Source organism: Microlunatus soli, from assembly GCF_900105385.1.
Classification (GTDB): domain Bacteria; phylum Actinomycetota; class Actinomycetes; order Propionibacteriales; family Propionibacteriaceae; genus Microlunatus; species Microlunatus soli.
In genome coordinates this window covers 4,562,283-4,581,745 of sequence record NZ_LT629772.1, presented here as the reverse complement: position 1 = coordinate 4,581,745, position 19,463 = coordinate 4,562,283, and the positions used below count along the sequence as shown (strand labels likewise).

Below are 19,463 nucleotides of genomic sequence, written 5' to 3'. Positions count from 1 at the left end.
AGGACCCATTGTGGATCCTGAGCTTGTCGAAGGACCGTTTGCGTTAGCCGGAAAGACCGACAACCTCCAGCACGTCCCAGGACTCCAGGACGGCGTGGATCCGCGGACCGTGATCATCGGCGGTTGCTTGCCGGTGGGCGGCGGTGATCACGTCGGCGATCTGCACCGGCTGCTTGACGCTCGCCGACCGGACCGCCGCCTCGACCATCGCCAGGCTGAGCACGTTGGCCGCAGCGTGGGTGTCGGGTCGAGTGCCGTTGCGCAGATGGTCGACGAATTCGACCAGCGAGCCGGCGATGTACTCCGGTGTCTGCGGCGACGGCGGGATCTTCACCTCGTGATCATCGATGCGCTCGGCGGTCGGTTCATGATCACCGTCCCAGGCGGCGCTACCGGCTTCGGCGCTCACCCGCCAGTTACCGTTCCAGGACGTCTCCTGTCCCGGTGCGCACCAGCTGCCGTGATAGCCGAAGCGGGTGCCGTCGGCGAAGGTGAAGATCGCGTTGGCGGCGGCGTCACCGTCGTACCAGCTCCAGGAGGGGTTGTACTCCTCGCAGTAGACGCTGACCGGATTGTTGCCCAGCAACGCCCGCGACGCGTCGAAGGTGTGGATCGCCATGTCGACCAGCAACGGGTGCTCCATGGCGTCCCGGAATCCGCCGAAATGCGGTGCCTTGAAGAAGTCGCAGGTGACGGTGCCGATCCGGCCGAGGTCGCCGACCAGCTGGCGATACTGGGTGAAGGAGTTCACGTAACGCCGCGACTGACTGATCATCAACAGCCGTCCGGACGCCTCGGCCGCGGCCGCCATCGCCAACCCGCCCGCCACGGTCGGAGCGATCGGCTTCTCACACAACACCGGCAGCCCGGCGAAGAGAGCCTGCTGACTGGTGGAGGCGTGCGCCTCGGGGATCGTCACGTTGATCACCGCATCGGCCGACACGTCGAGCGCATCCAGCGAGGTAGCGATCACCGCCTGCTGATGGCCCGCCTCGTCGGCGGCCCGCCGGGCGAGATCGGGATCGAGGTCGACCAGACCGACCAGCTCGACGTCGGGGTTGTCGGCGATGGTGCGCAGCCAGCCACGCCCCATCGAACCGGCACCGATCTGGATGATCTTGATCGGGCCGTGCCCGGTCGAACCCTGTGCTGTTGCCATCTGCGTTCCTTTACGCCTTGTTCTGCCAGGGCGACTGATACTCCCGGCCTTCGTTGAACTGCCCTACCTCATGCCTCCGCAGGGTGGGCATGGTGCGCTCGACGACAGGTCGTGCCCAGCCGACACCGTTGGCGATCACCTTACGCACTGCCGCGTTGTGGTAGACCGGGTAGTCCTGATCGCCCGGGGAGAAGTAGAAGACCCTGCCGTTGCCGCGGCGCCAGGTGCAGCCGGATCGGAACACCTCGCCACCGGTGAAGGAGCTGATGAAGATCAACTCGTCCGGGGTCGGGATGTCGAACTGTTCGCCGTACATCTCCTGGGCCTCGATCTCGATCGGATGCGGAACGCCGCGGGCGATCGGGTGAGTACGGTCGATGGTCCAGACCAACTCGCGGTCGTGCTCGCTGCGCCAGCGCAGGGTGCAGCTGGTGCCCATCAGCTTGCCGAAGATCTTGGACCAGTGCCCGGAGTGCAGCACGATCAGCCCCATCCCGGAGAGCACGTGCCGGTAGACCCGCTCGACGATCTCGTCGGCGACGTCCTGGTGCGCAGCATGGCCCCACCACAGCAGCACGTCGGTTTGGCCGAGCAGCTCCTCGGTCAGGCCGTGTTCGGGATCGTCCAGCGTCACGGTGCGGACGCTGACCTGGTCGCCGAGGTTCTCCTCGATGCCTTCCTTGATCGTGGTGTGCATGCCCTGCGGGTAGATCTTCGCGACATGCTCCTCGCGCTGCTCGTGTCGATTCTCACCCCAGACCACGGCGCGGATCGGTCGATCGGTCGGAGCGTAGCTGAGGTCGGTGCTGCTGACGGTCATCTCTGTCCTTGTCGTCGGGGCCTTGCGGACCCTTGATCATTTGACGGCACCGCCGGCGGCGCCGGCGGCGATGTACTTCTGCGCTGCGATCAGCAGCACGATGGCCGGGATCGCCGACAGTACGGCGGTGGCCATCACGGTGCCCCAGTTCTGCACCTGGGTGCCGAGATATTCATAGATTCCCAGCGTCACGGGACGGATCTGGGAGGTGGTGGTCAGGGTCAGGGCGAACAGGAAGTCACTCCAGGAGAAGAGGAAACTGAACAACGCCGCGGTGATCAGCGAGTTGCGGCTGATCGGCACCACGATCGACAGGAACGACCGCAGATAGCCGGCGCCGTCGACCCGGGCCGCCTCGACCACCGCCGACGGGATCCCGAGCATGAAGGAACGCATGATCAGGATCGCGAACGGGATCGATGCGGTCGAGTTGGCCAGCACCAGACCGGGGATCGAGTTCAGCAGTCCGATCTGGACGTAGGCGGTGTACAGCGCATTGGTGATCACGATGCCCGGGATCATCTGGGAGATCAGAATCGCCAGCAGCGCGACGTTGATCCAGCGGAAGCGGAACTTGGCCAGCGCGTACGCGCACGGTGTCGCCACCGCGAGACTGAAGATCACCGTGCCGAGCGCGATGATCAGACTGACGACCAGATTGCGCCCCTGTTCGACGATCGCCTTGGCGTAGTTGGCGAAGGTCGGGTCGAGTGGCAGGAAGCCGGCGGTCAGGGTGTTGCCGGACCGCTGCAGGGATGCGTTGATCATCCAGTAGACCGGGAACAGCATCAGTGCCAGGATCACGATTCCGATCACGGTGTCGACGCCACGTCGGGTGGCGGAGGTGGCTCTCATCGGTCAGCCCTTCTCATGTCAACTCCGGTCATCTCACTCATCCACCGCTCGCCGGGTCGATCGCAGGTAGAACAGCGCGAACAGCAACGAGATGATGATCAGGATGTTGCTCAACGCCGCCCCCTGGCCGAAGGTGAAGTCGACGAACGACCGCTGGTAGGACTGGGTGGACAGCGTCTGGGTCGCGTTCGCCGGGCCACCGCCGGTGAGACCGAGGATGATGTCCAGCACCTTGATCGTGTAGACCACCCCGAGCACCAGCACCACGCTGACCACCGCCCGCAGGTTGGGCCAGGTGATGTACCAGAATGACTTCCAGGCCCCGGCGCCGTCCAGCGACCCGGCCTCGTACAGCTCCTCGGGTATGTCCATCAGACCGCTGTACAGCAGCGTGGTGTTGAACGGGATGCCGATCCAGATGTTCACCATGATCACGGAGAACAGCGCGACCGACGGGGAACTCAGCCAGCCGATCGGATCAGAGGTGATACCGACCCCCTGCAGCACCCGGTTCAGCGGTCCGCTGTCCTGTTCCAGAATCGACCGCCAGGTGGCGCTGGAGACGATCAACGGCAGCAACCACGGCAACAGCAGCAGGGCGCGCAGCACACCGGACAGCGGGAACCGGCGGCGGAAGAAGATCGCCAGCACCATGCCGATCACGAACTGGCCGACGATCGAACCGACCGTGAAAAGGGCGGTGTTGATCATGGCCTTGGAGAACAGTGAATCGGTTACCACGGTGACGTAGTTGGCCAGCCCGACCCAGGGTGCTTGGCCGGTGAAGAAGGTCTTCAGGCCGTAGTCCTGGAAGCCCATCACGATGTTCTTGATCAGTGGATAGCCGAACAGCAGGATCAGCACCAGGGCCGCCGGCACCACGAACATGATCTTGGTGAGTTCCTCACGCCGGCGCGAGCTGCGGCGTTGTGCTCGCCGCTCGGCGGTCTCCGCCACCTCGGCCCGCATCGTCATCGTCTCGGTCATCCGATCACTTCCCTGCCTTGGCGAAGGCATCGCGCGGCGACGCCTGCCCGGTCAGCGCGAGCTGGATGCCGGTGTAGATCGTGGTCGCCACCTCCGGCCATCGGGTGCCCAACTTGCCGGTCCGGCTGCGGGCGTTCTGCACCTGCCGGGCGAACGGCGTCATCTCCGGCATCGCCTTCTCGTAGCGGGGTAGCAGCGCCGTCCTGGTCGGCACCGTGTAGCGGGACTTGGCCCACGCCAGTTGGGATTGATCATCGTTCAGGCAGGCGACGAACTTCGCCGCCTTGGCCTGCTTCTCCTCGTTCCCGGTGACCGGCACCGACCAGGCCTCGCCGCCCAGTGGTGCGACCGGCTGCTGGCCCGCCTTGTTGACCGGGAACTGCACCACGCCCCACTTCAGCTTCTGCTCCTCGTTCAGGGTGGGGATGTTCCACGGGCCGTTGACCATCATCGCCGCCTTGCCCGCCATGAACTGATCATTGACGTCACCCTGGCCCCAGTTGACCACTGACTTCGATGCGGAGCCGTCGTCGACCAGATCGGTCCACAGTTGCAGCGCCTGGGTGACCTGTGGGGTCCGCAGATCGGTCTCGTCGCCGCCGTTGGTCCACATCGGCGGCAGGAACTGCCAGGCTCCCTCGTACGAGGCGTCGGCGCTGAACGCGAGGCCGTAGTGTCCCTTGCCGGTGAGCTTCTTCGACGCCGCGCGGAGCTCGGCCCAGGTCTGCGGTGGCTCGACGCCGGCCTTGGCCAGCATCTCCTTGTTGTAGAAGATGCCGAGCGTGTTGACCACCGGCGCCAGGCCGTAGATCTTGCCCTGGTACGACGTCGCCGACATGATCCCCGGGGCGAAGCCGTTGCCGGTGATGCCGTAGTCGTTCAGCGGCCGCAGGGCTCCGGTCTCGGCGATCTGCTGGACGTCGGGATTGTCCAACATCAAGACGTCCGGGAGCGTCTTGGATGCTGCCCGCTGCAGGGTTTTCTGGATCAGGCTCTCCCCCGGCACCGACTCGCGCTGCAGACCGACGCCGACCTGACGAGCGCAGCGGTCGAGGCCCTTCTGGGTCAGCGAGTGATCGGGCTCGTCGTTGTAGTAGTCCAGGATGCTCAACGTGTTCGGGCCCGGATCGATCTTGGCGCAGCCGCCGATCAGGAACGGCAGCGCCAGCAGCAGGACGATCAGTCCGCCGATCCGGCGTCGTCGGCCGGCGTGGATCGGGTCGCGCCCGATCCCGCGCCTGATCGTGTGGTGCCCGATCATCAGGGGCGCTCCTTTGCGTCGCAGGGAAACCTCATGCAGCGCCCGTGATCCCCGATCGGTCGTTGTCAATCGACGGTAAAGCGCTTAACCTCGTCCGAGCATGGCCCGTCGTCGCGCACCTTGTCAACCCTGACAGCCGATTCTCTCGCCGTGGCCGCGGACGCAGCGTCGACACCGCTACCGTGGGCGTCCACAGATCGGAACGGAGACAGCCTGATGACGACGATGCGCGAGGTGGCCGACCGGGCGGGCGTGTCGATCGCGACGGTTTCCTTCGTGCTGAACGACACCAAGCCGGTCACGCCGGCGACCCGGGAACGGATCGAGACGGCGATGGCCGAGCTCGGGTTCCGGCGCAACGCGATGGCGCGGGCACTGGCCAGTCGGCGCAGCCATCTGCTGGCGTTGGCCTACCCCGCCCTGGAGCACAAGCTGGGCAGCACCGGGATGGAGTTCGTCACCGGAGCCGCCGCGGCGGCCCGGGAGATGGAGTATCACCTGGTGCTGTGGCCGGTGAGCAACGACGCCACCGAGCTCGGTGAGCTGGTCGCCGACGGACTGGCCGACGGTGTGTTGCTGATGGAGGTGCTGTTGGACGACCCGCGGATCGAGGTGCTGCAGCGCGCCGGGCTGCCGTTCTCGCTGATCGGCAGGACCGCCGACCCGGACGCACTGGACTACGTCGACATCGACTTCGACCAGACCATGACGATCGCCCTGGATCACCTGCAGGAGCTCGGGCATCAGCGGATCGCGCTACTACAGGAGGGCCCGTTGCAGCGTCTGCTGCAGAGCTACGGGCCGAAGCGGCGGACCCGGCAGGCGTTCCGGCGGATGACCCGGCACCGCGGGCTCGACGTCGTCGTCCTGGACTGCCCGCCGACGGTCGGCGGCGGTCGTCAGGCAGTGACCCGGCTGGTCGCCGAACACCCCGACCTGACCGCGATCATGGTGCAGAACGAACACGCCGCTGCGGGCGTGGTGTCCGGTCTGCAGTCGGTCGGAGTCGCCGTGCCACGGGACATGTCGGTGCTCTCGTTCCTGACCTCACCGGACATGGCGATGATGTCGGATCCGGAGCTGACGATGCTGCGGGCCCCGGGGACGGCGCTCGGCGATCTCGGCGTCCGGCGGCTGATCGATCTGGTCGAGGCCAAGCCCCGACCGACGGAGCCCGCCGCACCGCAGCTGATCCCGTGCGAACTGGTGGCGGGCGAGACAACCGCTGCCGCACCCTCGAGATAGGAGGGTGCTGAACAATGTGCCCGTCGCGAGCGGTGCGATGTGCGTGCAACGGCAAGGCGCACGACTGAGGGCGTGCGCCAGCACGTTGAAGGAGTGCAACGCCGCCGGTGTGCGTGCAGCGCGCCGCGCAGTAGGGCAGATTGTTCAGCAGTCTCCTAAACCGGGTTATCCACAGCCGGGGAAGCACTTCGAAGCGCTGTCCACAGCTCGAACAGCCGACGGCCTCGGCGAGGAGAGTGTCGGTACCAGGGTCGCGCAGCAGCGGCCCGCCACACCGAGGAGCAGCGGACCATGGACGCACGGGTCACCATCAGCGGAAACGTCGGCGGACCGGTGGAGTTGTTCACCACCCCGACCGGCAAGTCACGAGCGGTCTTCCGACTGGCGTGTACGCCGCGGTTCCAGCGACAGGGCAGCTGGACCGACGACCAGACGATCTGGATGCGCATCACCTGTTGGCGCAACCTCGCCGACAACGTCGCCGAGAGCGTCAACAAGGGCGACCCGCTGATCGTGACCGGCAAGCTACGCAGCGCGGTCTGGGATGACGATGACGGCCATCACCAGCGGCTGGAGATCGACGCCGACATCGTCGGGCATGACCTGAAACGCGGGGTGGCGGTGTTCCGCCGGGTGGCCCGCACCGACGACCCCGAGGACGCCGACAGTGCCGAGCAGGATCCGCAGGAGTTGGCCGGGGAGCCGGACGCGCTGGCCGCCGTCTGAGCAGGCGACGCCGAGCCGGCGGGCTACTCCCCCGGCGGTTTCCAGTTCGGGTCGACCTTGGAGTACTGGGTGGCGGCGGGCCCGATCGGGGCCGTTCCCGGTGCGGGCATCGAGCCGCCGATGCCGGCCGGGCCGGGGTAGCTCGGCGGTGCGTAGGACGGGATCGCACGCCGCCGGCCGAACAGCTCCCGGATCCGGCCGTAGTCGGCGCGAGCCTCGGGCTGGATGACGGCTGCGCCGCGTGCGGCACGGATCCGGGAGAGCAGGAACTTCTCCCGCTCCAGGCCCGCGTCGTCGATCAGACCGCGGGTCATCGAGTCCCGCAGGTAGGCCAACTCGGTCTCGGCTCGTTGGACCCGCAAGGTCGCCAACGGCGCATGCCCACCACGGAACAACGACTGCCACAGCGCCCGCAGCCGGGTCCGCAGCCGCGACATCGGCAGCACGTCGCCGGTCGGCACCCAGCCGACCCGTGCGTAGTCGGTGAGCCGCTCCCGGATCAGTCGGCCTTCTCGGAATTCCTGCCGGACGATGAAGATGATCATCGCCAGCAGCGCGGGCAGCGCCACGAAGAGGTAGGTCAACAGCAGTTGATTGCCCTGCACCAGGGTGGCAGCGGTGTTGAAGCTCATGTGCAGGAACGCCGCGGCGCAGAAGCCGGCCAGCGGCGCGATGACCCGGACGACCTTGCTCTTGGAGCGCAGCCCGATCGCCAGCCCGATGCCGGTCATCGAGGTGAAGAGGGGGTGACCGAAGAAGGTCAGCACACCGCGCTGCAGGAACAGGCCCTGCAGCGCCTGCTCCGGTTCGACCTGGCCGAAGGTATTGGCGGCGTACCGGTAGACGCGCCCGTAGTAGAGGATGTTCTCCACGAAGGCGAAACCGGCGCCGGCCAGCCCGGCCAGGGCGATGCCGCTGAGCCGGCTGACCCAGCGGTAGCGCATCAGGATCGCCACCCAGAAGAGTGCGGTGGCCTTGGCGAACTCCTCGACCCAGGGTGCGACATAGATGGCCGCGCGGGATCCGGTCGCCGGGTCTCCGTCGCCGATGATCGACAGATGGGAGGCCGCCCAGCTGTTGATCTGGGCGGCGAAGAAGGTGGCCACGCAGGCACCCCAGAGGAACACCATCAGCCAGACCCAGAACCGCCACGGCTTGAAGCGGTCAAGCCACAGGAACAGCAGCGACAGCGGCACCGCGGTGAAGGCGGCGTACTTCGCCGAGATCGGCACCGCCTCGTGACCCAGGCCGATCAGCCGGCCGCCCGGCACCTTCTGGTCCGGCACCACCTGGCGGTAGAGCAGCACCAGGCAGGCGGCGTACAGGATCAGCAACGCCACGGTCACCCAGAACATCCGGCTGGTGATCATCCGCTTCGGCAACGGCTGCGACAGGTCGGCGACCGCCGGCAGACCCGAACGGGCAGCCTTCCGTCGCGCCTGGTTGTTCTGGGCTACCGACACCCCGACAGCCTACTCAGCCGACGGGTCCGTCTCACAGTCGCCGCCGGCCGGCCCGATCACGACGACAAGCCGTCATCGACCGCGGGACGAACCGATACAGTGTCCTGGTTGCCTGCGCGATTCCCGCGCGGTCGGCGCGGCCCGCCCCGGTGGCCAAACGGATAAGGCAGCGAGCTTCTACCTCGCCGATTGGGGGTTCGACTCCCTCCCGGGGCGCAGCGATCCTCGAGGTTCACCGATCGATCACATCAGGGATGTGGCCGCCGGCCGTCAAGCTGAGGGATGTCGGTGCCCCGACCGTGGCGGTGCACGTGGGACCGGGCATGGCCGACGGCGTCGGCCAAGGAGTCGAACAGATGGTCGCTGTGCCTGAGCCTGCCGAGCACACCCACCGTGTGCATCAGCCGGCGATGGCGGTGCTGGACGCCCTTGACGAGCACGGTGATGCCCCGGCGTTCCAACGCGGCGACGAGGTCGGCCAGTGCCTTGGCGCCGGTGGCGTCGACCATCCGCAGCTGGGACAGACGCAGGATGGTCACGACGATCCCGCCACGGGTGGATGCGTCGGTCACCGCCGTCAGCACCCGATCCGACGCCCCGAAGAACATCGCACCCTCGAGTCGGAACAGCGCGATGTGCTCGTCACCGGGTTCGGCCGGTCCGGGCAGGGGTTCCCGCTGGACCGACGATCCGCGCGCGACCCGACGCAACGCGAAGAAGCCGGCCACCACCAACCCGATCTGCACAGCCTCGATGAGGTCGAAAGCGACGGTGATGACGGCTGTGATCGCGAAGGTCAGCGCGTCGGCCCGGGTCGAGCGCAGGATCGCCCGCACCGTGCTCACGACGACCATCCGGCACGCGGTGACCATCAGGACTCCGGCCAGAGCCGCCATCGGGATCCGCGCGACCGGGCCGGTGGCGAGGTAGATCACGGCGAGGACGACGAGCGCATGGATGACCGCCGCGAGCCGCGTCCGCGCACCGGATCGCACGTTGACCGCGGTCCGGGCAATCGCACCGGTGGCAGGCATCCCGCCGAAGAGCCCGGATGCGACGGACGCCAGCCCCTGCCCCACCAGTTCCCGGTCCGGTGCGTAGACCGAGCCGCCGGGGGCCATCGATGCGGCGACCCGTGCCGACAGCAAGGATTCGATCGCGGCCAATGCAGCAACGGCGACCGCTGCACCGAACACGTCGCCGATCGTCGCTGCAGTGAAGCCGGGGAGAACCGGCGTCGGCAGGGTATCGGGCAAGGCACCGATCCGAGCGATCGGCAACTGCGTGATCTCGGCACCGGCGGTGACAACGGCCACCGCGACCAGAGAGGCCGGCAGCGCGCCGTGCAGACGTGGCAGAACGACCATCAGGACCGCCACCACCAGGACGACGAGCAACGTCCACAGCATCCGGGATTCGCCGGCTCGCACGGCTGCGAGAACGGACCGCACCGCCGCCACCAGGGTGTTCCCACCGACGGCGCCCTTCACACCGACCGCCGCGGGCACCTGCTGAAGGAAGATGATCGCCGCGATCCCCAGGGTGAACCCTTCGACGACCGGCCACGGAAGGTAGGTCACCACCCGGCCGAGGCGTGCCAGTCCGAGCAGCAGCACCAGCAGCCCACCGAGCACCGTCACCAGGGCGATCGACATCACCCCGTGCTGGGCGACGATCGGAGCCAACACCACCGCCATCGCACCGGTCGGTCCGGAGACCTGGAAACGCGAACCGCCGAACACGGCGGCGACGATCCCGGCGATCACCGCTGTCACCAGACCAGCCGCCGGTCCGACACCCGAACTCACCCCGAACGCGAGCGCCAACGGAAGGGCGACCACGCCAACGGTGACACCTGCGACGAGGTCGGAGACGACCGTACGGGGACGCAGGTCGTAGTCGGTGCGGTGCGGCAGCAGGTCGCGCAGATCCAGCCGGGCCAGCAGGGTTCGCGACGTCACCGGCCGTCCTCGGGCTCATCAGCCGTGGCCGCGCCGGACCTGATCGCGTCCAGCACCGAACGGGCGCTCGCGCCCGGCAGCGCGGGCAGTTCCCGGGCCGCCGCGAGCAGGTCGGGGCTCGTGTCGCCGCCGGCCAGTCGTCGCAGCAGGAACGCCCGGGCAACGCCGAGCAGTTCGGCGACCAACGGCTCGGTCAGCCGATAGAACACCGCGTTGGCGGCGCGTCGGGACTCCACAACACCCGCCTTCTTGAGTACCGCGAGATGTTGGGAGAGCGCCGACGGCTCGGCTCCGGTGGCACCGAGCAGTTGCGCCACCGGAGCCGTCGACTCCGGGTCCGCGGCAAGCACCTCGAGGATCTGGATGCGGGCCGGATGGGCCAACGCCTTGAAGAGTTCGGCCTTGATCCCGTACAGCGGCTGAGTGTCCACGAGACCGTGACTTTAGCATCTGCTGAAATCACGGTCCCGTGGTTCAGCCTCGACCCGCAACGTTCAGTCGCCCTTGACGTTCACCAGCTGGTGCAGCTCGTACAGCGGCTGCACCAGATCGGCGGCATCGGACATCACCTGGTCGATGTCCTTGTACGCCGCCGGGATCTCGTCGATGAACGCGTCGGTGTCGCGATACTCGATGCCGGCCATCGCCGCCCGCAACTGCTCGGCGGTGAAGGTCTTGCGGGCCTTCGACCGGGAGAAGTTCCGGCCGGCGCCGTGTGGCGCAGAGTTGATCGCCTGCCGGTTGCCGAGCCCGGACACGACATAGGACCGGGTGCCCATCGACCCCGGGATCAACCCCAGCTCGCCCTGCTTGGCCGAGATCGCGCCCTTGCGGGAGACGATCACGCCGTCCCGGCCGTACACCTTCTCCCGCGCGGTGTAGTTGTGGTGGCAGTTCACCGTCTGCCGACGCTCGACCGGCTCCCCGGTCGCCGCCTCGACGGCGTCGATCACCCGGTCCATCATCTCCTCGCGGTTGAGGTAGGCGAACTGCTGCGCCCAGTCCAACGCGTCCAGGTAGGCGTCGAACTCCGCGGTCCCCTGCACCAGGTAGGCCAGATCGGGATCCGGCAGCTCGATGAAGTAGCGCTTCATCAGATCCTGGGCGACCGCGATGTGCCGCTGGGCCAGCTTGTTGCCCACCCCGCGCGACCCGGAGTGCAGGAACAACCAGACCGCACCTTCCTGATCGGCCGAGACTTCGATGAAGTGATTGCCGGAACCGAGCGACCCCAGCTGCAGGGTCCAGTTGGCGGCGATCTCGTCGACCGGCACCTGCCGCCGGTTCGCCTCCGTGACCAGGGTCTCGACCCGCTGTCGGGTCCGCTCGTCGTCGACGCGGGCGTTGTACTTCCCGGCGCTCAACGGGATCCGCAGCTCGATGGCGGTCCGCAGCGCCGCCAGATCGATCGACGACCGCAGACCGGACTCGGTGAACTGGGTCCGGATCGCCATCATCCCGCAGCCGATGTCGACACCGACCGCCGCCGGGATCACCGCGCCGAGCGTCGGAATCACCGATCCCACGGTCGCGCCCTTGCCGAGGTGGGCATCCGGCATCAGCGCCAGATGCGGCCAGACGAACGGCATCGTGGCGGTCCGCTCGGCCTGGGCACGGGTGGTCGGCTCCAGGATCGAGGCCCAGTTCAGCAGCTTGTCGTTGATCTTCTCCATCGTTCTCTCGTCATCGTTCTCGGCGGTCGGGACCCTTGAGTGTCGCCGAGCGGCCGCCTGCTGTCGAACGGTTTGACCGGCTCGCCGTCGACGGGTCCGTCGGTCGTCACAGCCGTCTCATCGGCGGCACCGATGGTCACCGGCTGCATAGCCAGCCGATAGATTTGGATCGTGCCAACGCCTCCCGAAACCATCGAGTGGCGCAAGATCGCCGTTCCGGCCTACGGCCCGACGATCCTGGTGGCAGTCGGGCAGGGTGCGATCCAACCGTTGGTGGCGTTGTCCGCCCGCGATCTCGGCGCCAGCGTTGGGGTCGCGGCGCTGATCGTCGCGCTGACCGGCATCGGCCAGCTGCTCGGTGACCTGCCGGCCGGGGCGCTGGCGGCCCGGATCGGTGAACGACGGGCTCTGATCATCGCCTGCCTGGTCGACGCGGTCGCCCTGTTCGGCGCCTTCCTGGCTCGTTCGCTGATCATGCTCGCGCTCGCCGTGCTGGTCGCCGGCCTCGCCGGCGCCGTGTTCAGCCTGGCCCGGCAGAAATACCTGACCGAAGCGATTCCGATCCGGATCCGGGCCCGGGCCCTGTCCACCCTCGGCGGAGCGGGTCGGATCGGCGTCTTCGTCGGCCCGTTCGTGTCGGCCCTGATCGTCAGTCGGACCAGCATCGGAGCGGCGTACGGCTTCGCCGCGGCGATGAGCCTGGTCGCCGCCGTACTGGCCTTCGCCACTCCCGATCTGACCTCCGGCCAGGAACACAGCGATGGGCCACGCCGGCATCGCAGCGTGCTGTCGGTGCTCAGCGAACATCGCCGGGTATTGCTGCTGCTCGGCTCCGGCATCCTGGTGATCTCCGCGGTCCGCGCCACCCGACAGACGATCGTCCCGTTGTGGGCCGAATCGCACGGCCTGGACGCCACCACCACCAGCCTGATCTACGGCATCTCGGCCGGCGTCGACATGCTGATGTTCTTCCCCGGCGGCGCCATCATGGACCGCTTCGGCCGGGCAGCGGTCGCCGTACCGGCGATGCTCGTCCTGGGGACCGGCTTCGTGCTGCTGCCGCTGACCTCCTCGGCGCTGACGATCGGCAGCGTTGCCTGCCTGATGGGACTGGGCAACGGCATCTCCTCCGGCATCGTGATGACGCTGGGGGCCGATGCCTCCCCCGATGACGGACGCGCCCAGTTCCTCGGCGGCTGGCGGCTGTTCAGCGATCTCGGAAACGCCGGCGGGCCGTTGATCATCTCCGCGATCAGCACGCTCGCGTCGCTGGCCGTCGCGGTGCTGGTGATGGGTGGCATCGGCTACCTCGGGGCCGGCTGGTTGGCCCGCTGGGTGCCGCGGTTCGCGCTGCAACCCAGCCATGCGTCTGCTGAGAGCCGGCCCGATCCGGGCTACAGTGACCCGCGTGAATGAGCAGGTACTGGTCTGGATCGACTGCGAGATGACCGGCCTCGATCTCGTCAACGACGCGCTGATCGAGGTCGCAGCCCTGGTGACCGACTCCGAGCTGAACGTCCTCGGTGAGGGCATCGACGTCATCATCAAGCCGAGCCAGCAGGCACTGGACCAGATGAACGACTTCGTCCGCAGCATGCACGAACACTCCGGGCTGCTCGACGAACTCGCAGCGGGTACGACGATGGCCGACGCCGAGCAGCAAGTGCTGTCCTACATCTCCGAGCACGTCCCCGAAGCGGGCAAGGCGCCGCTGGCCGGCAACACGATCGGCACCGACCGCTCCTTCCTGGCCCGCGACATGCCGACCCTGGAGTCCTACGTCCACTACCGCAACGTCGACGTCTCCTCGATCAAGGAACTGGCCCGCCGCTGGTACCCGCGGGTCTATTACCAATCGCCGGACAAGTCCGGTAACCACCGCGCACTGGCCGACATCCGGGAATCGATCGAGGAGTTGCGGTACTACCGCGAAGCGCTGTTCGTCCCGCAGCCGGGACCGGACACCGCGACCGCCAAGGAGATCGCCCGCAAACACCAGGGCGAACTGAGCGACGAGGACCCCGGAGCACCCGCCGAACCGGCGACCGCCTGACCGAACCGATCCTGTTGCCTCATGTCAAGATGCCCGCGTGGTTTGGGTCGTTGACTCATCTGAAGATGCCCGCTTGGTGGGTAGCTTCTTGCCGCTGAGGTAGACGTGGTTGGTCTTGGCGCGGCGAGTGATCTGGCCCCGGCGGCGGGCGAGTTCGAGCAGGTTGGCTTGGATGTCGCTGATTTGGTGTTTCAGCTCGACCAGGTCGGTGTCGTGGCGGAGGTTTTCCAGTCGGGTCCGGTCGTGGGGGTCGACCATGTCGCCGAACTGGGTGAGGAGTCGGTGGCTGGGGGTGGCGCCCTGATCGTGACGTTTGCTCACTTTCGCTCCATGCCTGGTTTTGGAGATCAGTCGTTGTTGGGGCAGGAACTGGTTGACCTGGATCGAGACCAGGGGCCAGAGCTGGTTCAGGAGGTCGAGTTCGCGTCGGCTGTCGTAGCGGTAGTAGCCGACGTTGCGGCGCACCACTGACCAGTTCTTCTGCTCGATGTGGGCTTGGTCGTTGGAGTGGGATGACCGCCCGCGGGAGAAGGTGATCTTCCGGCTGGTGCACCAGTTCAGCAGGTGGTGGTTGATGAACTCGCTGCCGTTGTCGGAGTGGATCCCGCTGATGTGGAAGGGGAACCGGAGCCAGAGTTGTTCCAGCCCGGCTGCCACGATCCGTTCGCCTTTGGAGCGGACGGTGATGGTTTCGGTCCAGCCGGTGGCCACGTCAGTGGCATCGAGGCTGTAGTGGAAGTGGCCGTTGGCGTCGCCGCCGTCGTGGCCGACCAGATCGATCTGGATGATGCCGGGGATGGTGTCGTTCCATTCGTGCCAGGTCTTCATCGGGATCGAGGACTTCAACAACGAGCCGGGTCGGGTGTGGGAGATGCCCTTGCCGGCGACCAGCCCGGTCCGGGCCGGCGCTAATCGTCGGTCGATGGTGGCTGCCGACATCTGCCGGACCTGGACGATCACGGCCGGATCGATGTCGGCCAGGTGGCCATGCCGGGCAAGGTTGTTCAGCACCTCGTCCAGTGCCGGTTTCAGTCGCTTCCCGGCCGGGCCGTCCAGTGCTGCCCAGCACCGCTCCAACACCTCGATCGCTGCTGGGCCGTAGGTCAGAGCCGGTTCTCGTCGTTTCCGCGGGGCAGAGCCGTGCTGGGGATCGGCCAGCAGGGTCCGGATCGCCTTCCGGGCATGGTCACGATGCCAGCCCGTTACCCCACACACCGAGTCCAGGATCGCCGACTTCTCCACCTTCGACGCCTTCGGCCACTTGGCTAACTGAGCCTGCGTGATCGCCTTCCGCGCAGCCAACGAGAGCTCCATCCATGAGGGATCCCACGCGGGCATCTTGAGATGAGTCAACGACACGACCTACGCGGGCACTTTGGATGAGTCAACGCGCCGATTTCTCCTCGACGCTGCGGTGACGCTAAGATTCACTGGCTGCCGGAGGACGAGGCCATCGTGCCCCGGATCCGGCTGGCGGCAGTAGGTCGCCGATGGTGGGTGTAGCTCAGTTGGTAGAGCACCTGGTTGTGGTCCAGGAAGTCGCGAGTTCAAGTCTCGTCATCCACCCCATCCCCCGACAACGGGAAACCCGCTCCGACGAGGTCAGACCGGAGCGGCCGAACACCACCGGATCGTCGACACGGCTTAGCTGCGACGTGCCCCACCCCGCAGCCGTATCCCCCGAAACGCGCTGCAGAGTGGGGCACTTCTTGCGCGCCCCGCTCGGGGGAAACCGGGGCACGATCGGTTGGACGGGGAGGTCGCCGGCCCCAACCCCGAGGAAATGAACCGGGCGACCTCCGCCTGTGTCGGACCGCAAACCCCGCCATGGGGATCTGGCACGCACAACGGCGAGCATGCCAGGTGTGATTCAAGGGACACGTCCCGACGAAGGTCAAAGACATCACAACCCGCCCCGTTGCCGCCTCACCCCTACGGGTGGAGCCGGTCACGATCATGGTCCGGGTGCCGCAGGCCGTCGCTGAACCCGGCCGCGTTCACGCAGTGGGGCTACGGATGGCGATCGGCAGACGACGCGGCGGTCAGGCCGGCGGCCGATCGACGCACCGCCACCCTGCGCGCTTCGATCATCTGACTCTTCGCCTCACCACCGGTCCGCGATCGGCAGCCCCATCTCACCGGGCTGTCACGGCTCATCGGGCTGTCACGGCGACAGTGAACGCCCGAGGGCGCCGATCAGGCCAGCTCGCGTAATCCCGGATGCCGGCGGGCGACGTCGGCCAATGCGGCCAGCGCGGTGGCGATCCCGGTTTGCTGCCGACTGCCGCGGCGGACCGCGGTCAGGATGTGCCGGGCCGGGATCGGGTCGCCCCGCAGCGGGACCCGCACGGTCCGCTCATCGGCCGGGATCCTGGCCAACCGCGGTACCAGCGCGACACCGAGCCCGGCGCCGACCAGCGCGGCACCGCTGTCCCACTCGGCCGACTCGTGCGCAACCGACGGGGCGAAGCCGGCGGCCGCGCACGCCGTCACCACCAGCTGGTGATAGGGACGGCCGACCCGATCCAGGATCCAGTCCTCACCGGCAGCATCGCTGAGCAGCACCGAGACCCGGGCGGCCAACGGATTGTCGACCGGCACCAACAGGTCCAACGGGTCGTCCAGCAGCGGGGCCTGTTCGAAACGCGGGTCGGCGCTGGACGGCAGCGTCGCCGTGGCCACGACGACGGCGACGTCGGCCTGATCGGCCAGCAGCAGGTTGAAACACTCCTCCGGATCGGCCTCGATGATCCGGACCTGACAGTAGGGATGACGGGCCCGGACCTCCGACACCACCGGCGGCAGCAGTGCCGACGCGGCGGTGGAGAAACCGCACAGCCGCAGCGATCCGGTGTAGACGTCGCGAGCCTCGTCCAGCTCGCCGCGGATCTCCTCCCAGCGGGCGTACAACTCGTCGGCGCGGGCGACCAGCACCCGGGCGGCGGCGGTCAATCGGACCCGACGGCCGTCCTGTTCCAGCAACGGGACACCAAGATCACGAGACAGGCTGCGGAGTTGGTGTGACACCGCCGACGGGGTGTAGTTCAGGGTCTGCGCGGCCGCCGTCACGGTGCCCTGCGCGGCGACGACCCGGAGCACGTGCAACCGGGGGTCGATCATGCGATGAACGTACACGGTTCTGTGAACTATTCTTCGCTTTTCTTCCGGGGCCGTCGGCCTCGACACTGAAGCCGTGCGCACCATCGATCCGCTGCTGCAGCCCTACCGGCTCAAGCACCTTACCCTGCGCAACCGAGTGGTCAGCACCTCGCACGAACCGGCCTATGCCGAGGACGGGATGCCGAAGGATCGCTACCGCCGCTACCACGTGGAGAAGGCCCGCGGCGGCGTCGGACTGACCATGATCGGCGGCTCCGCCGTCGTCGCACCGGACAGCCCGCCGGCGTTCGGCAACCTCGAGCTGTATCGCGACGAGATCGTCGGCTGGCTGCGACGGTTGGCCGACGAGGTGCATGAGCACGGTGCCGGGGTGATGATCCAGGTCACCCATCTGGGCCGTCGGTCCAGCAACTTCTCCGGCGACTGGCTGCCGCTGGTCTATCCGTCGGCGCTGCGCGAACCGGCGCACCGGTCGTTCCCCAAGATCGCCGAGGACTGGGACCTGGACCGGATCGTCGGCAACTACGCCGATGCCGCCGTCCGCTGCCGCGACGCCGGACTGGACGGCATCGAGTTGCAGGCCTACGGGCATCTGATGGATGCGTTCCTGTCGCCGGCCACCAACCACCGGACGGATTCCTACGGTGGTGATCTTGAACAGCGGATGGCCTTCCCGCGCCGGGTGATCACCGCCGTCCGGAGTGCCGTCGGCCCCGATTTCGTCGTCGGGATCCGGATGTCGATGGACGAGGACAAGGCCGATGGACTGTCCGAATCCGAAGCCCTGCGGGCATTGCGGCAGTACGTCGACGACGGCATCGACTTCCTCAGCGTGATCAAGGGCACCATCGACAGCGACGCCACGCTGGCCAAGGTGATTCCGTCGATGGGCACCCCGGCTGCACCGTTCCTGGACTTCGCCGGCCGGATCCGGCAGGCCGTCGACATCCCCGTGATGCACGCCTCCAGGATTTCCGACGTCGCGACCGCCCGGCACGCGATCCGCGACGGCCTGTTGGATCTGGTCGGGATGACCCGGGCCCAGCTCGCCGATCCGTATCTGGTGTCCAAGATCGCGGCCGGTGAGGAGGACCGGATCCGACCTTGCGTCGGCGCGAACTACTGCCTGGACGCGATCTATGAGTCCGGCGACGCCAAGTGCATCCACAATCCGGCGACCGGTCGGGAGCTGCAGCTGCCGCAACGGATCACTGCCGCGACCGGACGACGCCGACGCGCCGTCGTGATCGGGGCCGGGCCGGCCGGGCTGGAGGCTGCCCGGGTGCTCGGGGAGCGCGGTCACGACGTGACGGTGCTGGAGGCCGCCGACCGGCCGGGTGGTCAGATCCTGCTCGCCGCATCGGCCGCCCGGCGACGGGACCTGATCGGCATCGTGGACTGGCGGCGGGCCGAGGCCGAACGGGCCGGGGTCCGATTCCGGTTCGGGATGTACGCCGAGGCCGACGACGTGCTGCACCTGCGGCCGGATCTGGTGATCGTGGCGACCGGCGGCGTACCGAATCGGTCGTTCCTGGCCGAGGGACAGGACCTGGTCAGCGACAGCTGGGACGTGATGGACGGCTCGCTGCGCGCCACCGGCACCGTGCTGGTCTTCGACGACAACGGTTCCGAGCCGGCGCTGGACGCGACCGAGAAGTTGATCACCGACGGCGCCCGCGTCGAATACGTCACACCCGAACGCACGCTGGCGCCGGCGGTCGGCAGCATGAACTCCCCCGGCTACCTGGCCGCCTTCGCCGCCGGCGGCGTCACCGTCACCCTCGGCCGTCGACTCTCCCGGGTCGCCGACAAGGACGGCCGGCTCTTCGTCGAACTGTCCAGTGACTACGCGCCCGGCAGCCTGGACCGGGTCGTCGACCGGGTCGTCGTCGAGCACGGCACCCTGCCCAACGACGAGCTCTACTTCGCTCTGCGGGCCGGCTCGACCAATCTCGGCGAGGTCGATCACGACGCGCTGCTGGCCGGCGAACCGCAGCGTGTGCGAACCAACACCGACGGCGGCTATCAACTGTTCCGGATCGGTGATGCCGTGGCCAGCCGCAACATCCATGCCGCCGTCTACGACGCGCTCCGACTCTGCCACCCGTTCTGATCATGATCCCTGCCCGCATTCAGGAGG

16 protein-coding genes and 2 tRNA genes are annotated in these 19,463 nt (G+C 67.6%); 7 read left to right on the top strand and 11 right to left on the bottom strand.

The window, feature by feature from the left end; genetic code table 11:
* Positions 1-43 precede the first annotated feature (43 nt).
* From BLU38_RS20935 to BLU38_RS20915, 5 genes are read right to left on the bottom strand one after another with little or no spacing between them, the layout of a single operon-like run.
* Positions 44-1,159 (bottom strand): Gfo/Idh/MocA family protein, encoded by a 1,116-nt coding sequence (locus tag BLU38_RS20935; RefSeq protein WP_091527353.1) that lies wholly within the window; start codon positions 1,157-1,159, stop codon positions 44-46.
* A 10-nt stretch (positions 1,160-1,169) separates the two neighbouring features.
* On the bottom strand, positions 1,170-1,979 hold the full coding sequence (locus BLU38_RS20930) for a ThuA domain-containing protein (protein WP_091527352.1): 810 nt from the start codon (positions 1,977-1,979) through the stop codon (positions 1,170-1,172).
* Between the two features lie 36 nt (positions 1,980-2,015).
* The gene (locus BLU38_RS20925; protein ID WP_091527351.1) at positions 2,016-2,834 is read right to left on the bottom strand and encodes a carbohydrate ABC transporter permease; all 819 of its coding nucleotides are present in this window, start codon (positions 2,832-2,834) and stop codon (positions 2,016-2,018) included.
* Between the two features lie 33 nt (positions 2,835-2,867).
* Complete coding sequence (locus tag BLU38_RS20920; protein ID WP_197679804.1) at positions 2,868-3,821, bottom strand: carbohydrate ABC transporter permease; 954 nt, start codon at positions 3,819-3,821, stop codon at positions 2,868-2,870.
* 4 nt (positions 3,822-3,825) lie between these two features.
* Complete coding sequence (locus tag BLU38_RS20915; RefSeq protein WP_091527349.1) at positions 3,826-5,082, bottom strand: sugar ABC transporter substrate-binding protein; 1,257 nt, start codon at positions 5,080-5,082, stop codon at positions 3,826-3,828.
* 216 nt (positions 5,083-5,298) lie between these two features.
* Between BLU38_RS20915 and BLU38_RS20910 the strand changes: the two genes are divergently transcribed.
* Positions 5,299-6,327, top strand: a complete 1,029-nt coding sequence (locus BLU38_RS20910) for a LacI family DNA-binding transcriptional regulator (protein ID WP_091527348.1) — start codon at positions 5,299-5,301, stop codon at positions 6,325-6,327.
* 291 nt (positions 6,328-6,618) lie between these two features.
* Positions 6,619-7,053 (top strand): single-stranded DNA-binding protein, encoded by a 435-nt coding sequence (locus BLU38_RS20905; RefSeq protein WP_091527347.1) that lies wholly within the window; start codon positions 6,619-6,621, stop codon positions 7,051-7,053.
* A 23-nt stretch (positions 7,054-7,076) separates the two neighbouring features.
* Here BLU38_RS20905 and BLU38_RS20900 read toward each other — a convergent pair whose 3' ends face one another.
* Positions 7,077-8,516 (bottom strand): PrsW family intramembrane metalloprotease, encoded by a 1,440-nt coding sequence (locus BLU38_RS20900; RefSeq protein ID WP_091527346.1) that lies wholly within the window; start codon positions 8,514-8,516, stop codon positions 7,077-7,079.
* Positions 8,517-8,659: 143 nt separating this feature from the next.
* Between BLU38_RS20900 and BLU38_RS20895 the strand changes: the two genes are divergently transcribed.
* Positions 8,660-8,732: transfer RNA gene (locus BLU38_RS20895), tRNA-Arg, on the top strand.
* 32 nt (positions 8,733-8,764) lie between these two features.
* Here the strand turns inward: BLU38_RS20895 and BLU38_RS20890 are convergent.
* The 3 genes from BLU38_RS20890 to BLU38_RS20880 all read right to left on the bottom strand — a co-directional run bounded on the left by BLU38_RS20890 (position 8,765) and on the right by BLU38_RS20880 (position 12,150).
* The gene (locus BLU38_RS20890) at positions 8,765-10,477 is read right to left on the bottom strand and encodes a SulP family inorganic anion transporter (protein ID WP_197679803.1); all 1,713 of its coding nucleotides are present in this window, start codon (positions 10,475-10,477) and stop codon (positions 8,765-8,767) included.
* The gene (locus BLU38_RS20885; RefSeq protein ID WP_091527345.1) at positions 10,474-10,908 is read right to left on the bottom strand and encodes an ArsR/SmtB family transcription factor; all 435 of its coding nucleotides are present in this window, start codon (positions 10,906-10,908) and stop codon (positions 10,474-10,476) included. The genes BLU38_RS20890 and BLU38_RS20885 overlap by 4 nt, the downstream gene beginning before the upstream one ends.
* Before the next feature lie 63 nt (positions 10,909-10,971).
* Positions 10,972-12,150: an RtcB family protein gene (locus BLU38_RS20880; protein ID WP_091527344.1), complete on the bottom strand. Its 1,179-nt coding sequence runs from the start codon at positions 12,148-12,150 to the stop codon at positions 10,972-10,974.
* 171 nt (positions 12,151-12,321) lie between these two features.
* On the opposite strand from BLU38_RS20880, the gene BLU38_RS20875 reads away from it, so the two are divergent.
* Entirely contained in the window at positions 12,322-13,566 is a 1,245-nt protein-coding gene (locus BLU38_RS20875) for an MFS transporter (RefSeq protein ID WP_231919961.1), read from the top strand.
* The gene (gene orn, locus BLU38_RS20870) at positions 13,514-14,203 is read left to right on the top strand and encodes an oligoribonuclease (RefSeq protein WP_197679802.1); all 690 of its coding nucleotides are present in this window, start codon (positions 13,514-13,516) and stop codon (positions 14,201-14,203) included. Before BLU38_RS20875 ends, orn begins: the two co-directional genes overlap by 53 nt.
* Before the next feature lie 24 nt (positions 14,204-14,227).
* Here the strand turns inward: orn and BLU38_RS20865 are convergent, their stop codons facing one another.
* On the bottom strand, positions 14,228-15,505 hold the full coding sequence (locus tag BLU38_RS20865) for an integrase catalytic domain-containing protein (protein ID WP_091532731.1): 1,278 nt from the start codon (positions 15,503-15,505) through the stop codon (positions 14,228-14,230).
* 191 nt (positions 15,506-15,696) lie between these two features.
* On the opposite strand from BLU38_RS20865, the gene BLU38_RS20860 reads away from it, so the two are divergent.
* Positions 15,697-15,772: transfer RNA gene (locus tag BLU38_RS20860), tRNA-His, on the top strand.
* 627 nt (positions 15,773-16,399) lie between these two features.
* On the opposite strand, the gene BLU38_RS20855 is transcribed toward BLU38_RS20860, so the two are convergent.
* Entirely contained in the window at positions 16,400-17,323 is a 924-nt protein-coding gene (locus tag BLU38_RS20855; protein ID WP_091527341.1) for a LysR family transcriptional regulator, read from the bottom strand.
* Between the two features lie 73 nt (positions 17,324-17,396).
* On the opposite strand from BLU38_RS20855, the gene BLU38_RS20850 reads away from it, so the two are divergent.
* A complete protein-coding gene (locus BLU38_RS20850) occupies positions 17,397-19,436 on the top strand; it encodes an NADH:flavin oxidoreductase (RefSeq protein ID WP_091527340.1) in 2,040 nt (679 codons plus the stop codon).
* Positions 19,437-19,463 lie beyond the last annotated feature (27 nt).

Excerpts from the sequence above, each read along its gene's own strand:
- BLU38_RS20935 (WP_091527353.1), bottom strand. The coding sequence starts at position 1,159 with ATGGCAACAGCACAGGGTTCGACCGGGCACGGCCCGATCAAGATCATC.
- BLU38_RS20930 (WP_091527352.1), bottom strand. The coding sequence starts at position 1,979 with ATGACCGTCAGCAGCACCGACCTCAGCTACGCTCCGACCGATCGACCG.
- BLU38_RS20925 (WP_091527351.1), bottom strand. The coding sequence starts at position 2,834 with ATGAGAGCCACCTCCGCCACCCGACGTGGCGTCGACACCGTGATCGGA.
- BLU38_RS20920 (WP_197679804.1), bottom strand. The coding sequence starts at position 3,821 with ATGACCGAGACGATGACGATGCGGGCCGAGGTGGCGGAGACCGCCGAG.
- BLU38_RS20915 (WP_091527349.1), bottom strand. The coding sequence starts at position 5,082 with ATGATCGGGCACCACACGATCAGGCGCGGGATCGGGCGCGACCCGATC.
- BLU38_RS20910 (WP_091527348.1), top strand. The coding sequence starts at position 5,299 with ATGACGACGATGCGCGAGGTGGCCGACCGGGCGGGCGTGTCGATCGCG.
- BLU38_RS20905 (WP_091527347.1), top strand. The coding sequence starts at position 6,619 with ATGGACGCACGGGTCACCATCAGCGGAAACGTCGGCGGACCGGTGGAG.
- BLU38_RS20880 (WP_091527344.1), bottom strand. The coding sequence starts at position 12,150 with ATGGAGAAGATCAACGACAAGCTGCTGAACTGGGCCTCGATCCTGGAG.
- orn (WP_197679802.1), top strand. The coding sequence starts at position 13,514 with ATGCGTCTGCTGAGAGCCGGCCCGATCCGGGCTACAGTGACCCGCGTG.
- BLU38_RS20855 (WP_091527341.1), bottom strand. The coding sequence starts at position 17,323 with ATGATCGACCCCCGGTTGCACGTGCTCCGGGTCGTCGCCGCGCAGGGC.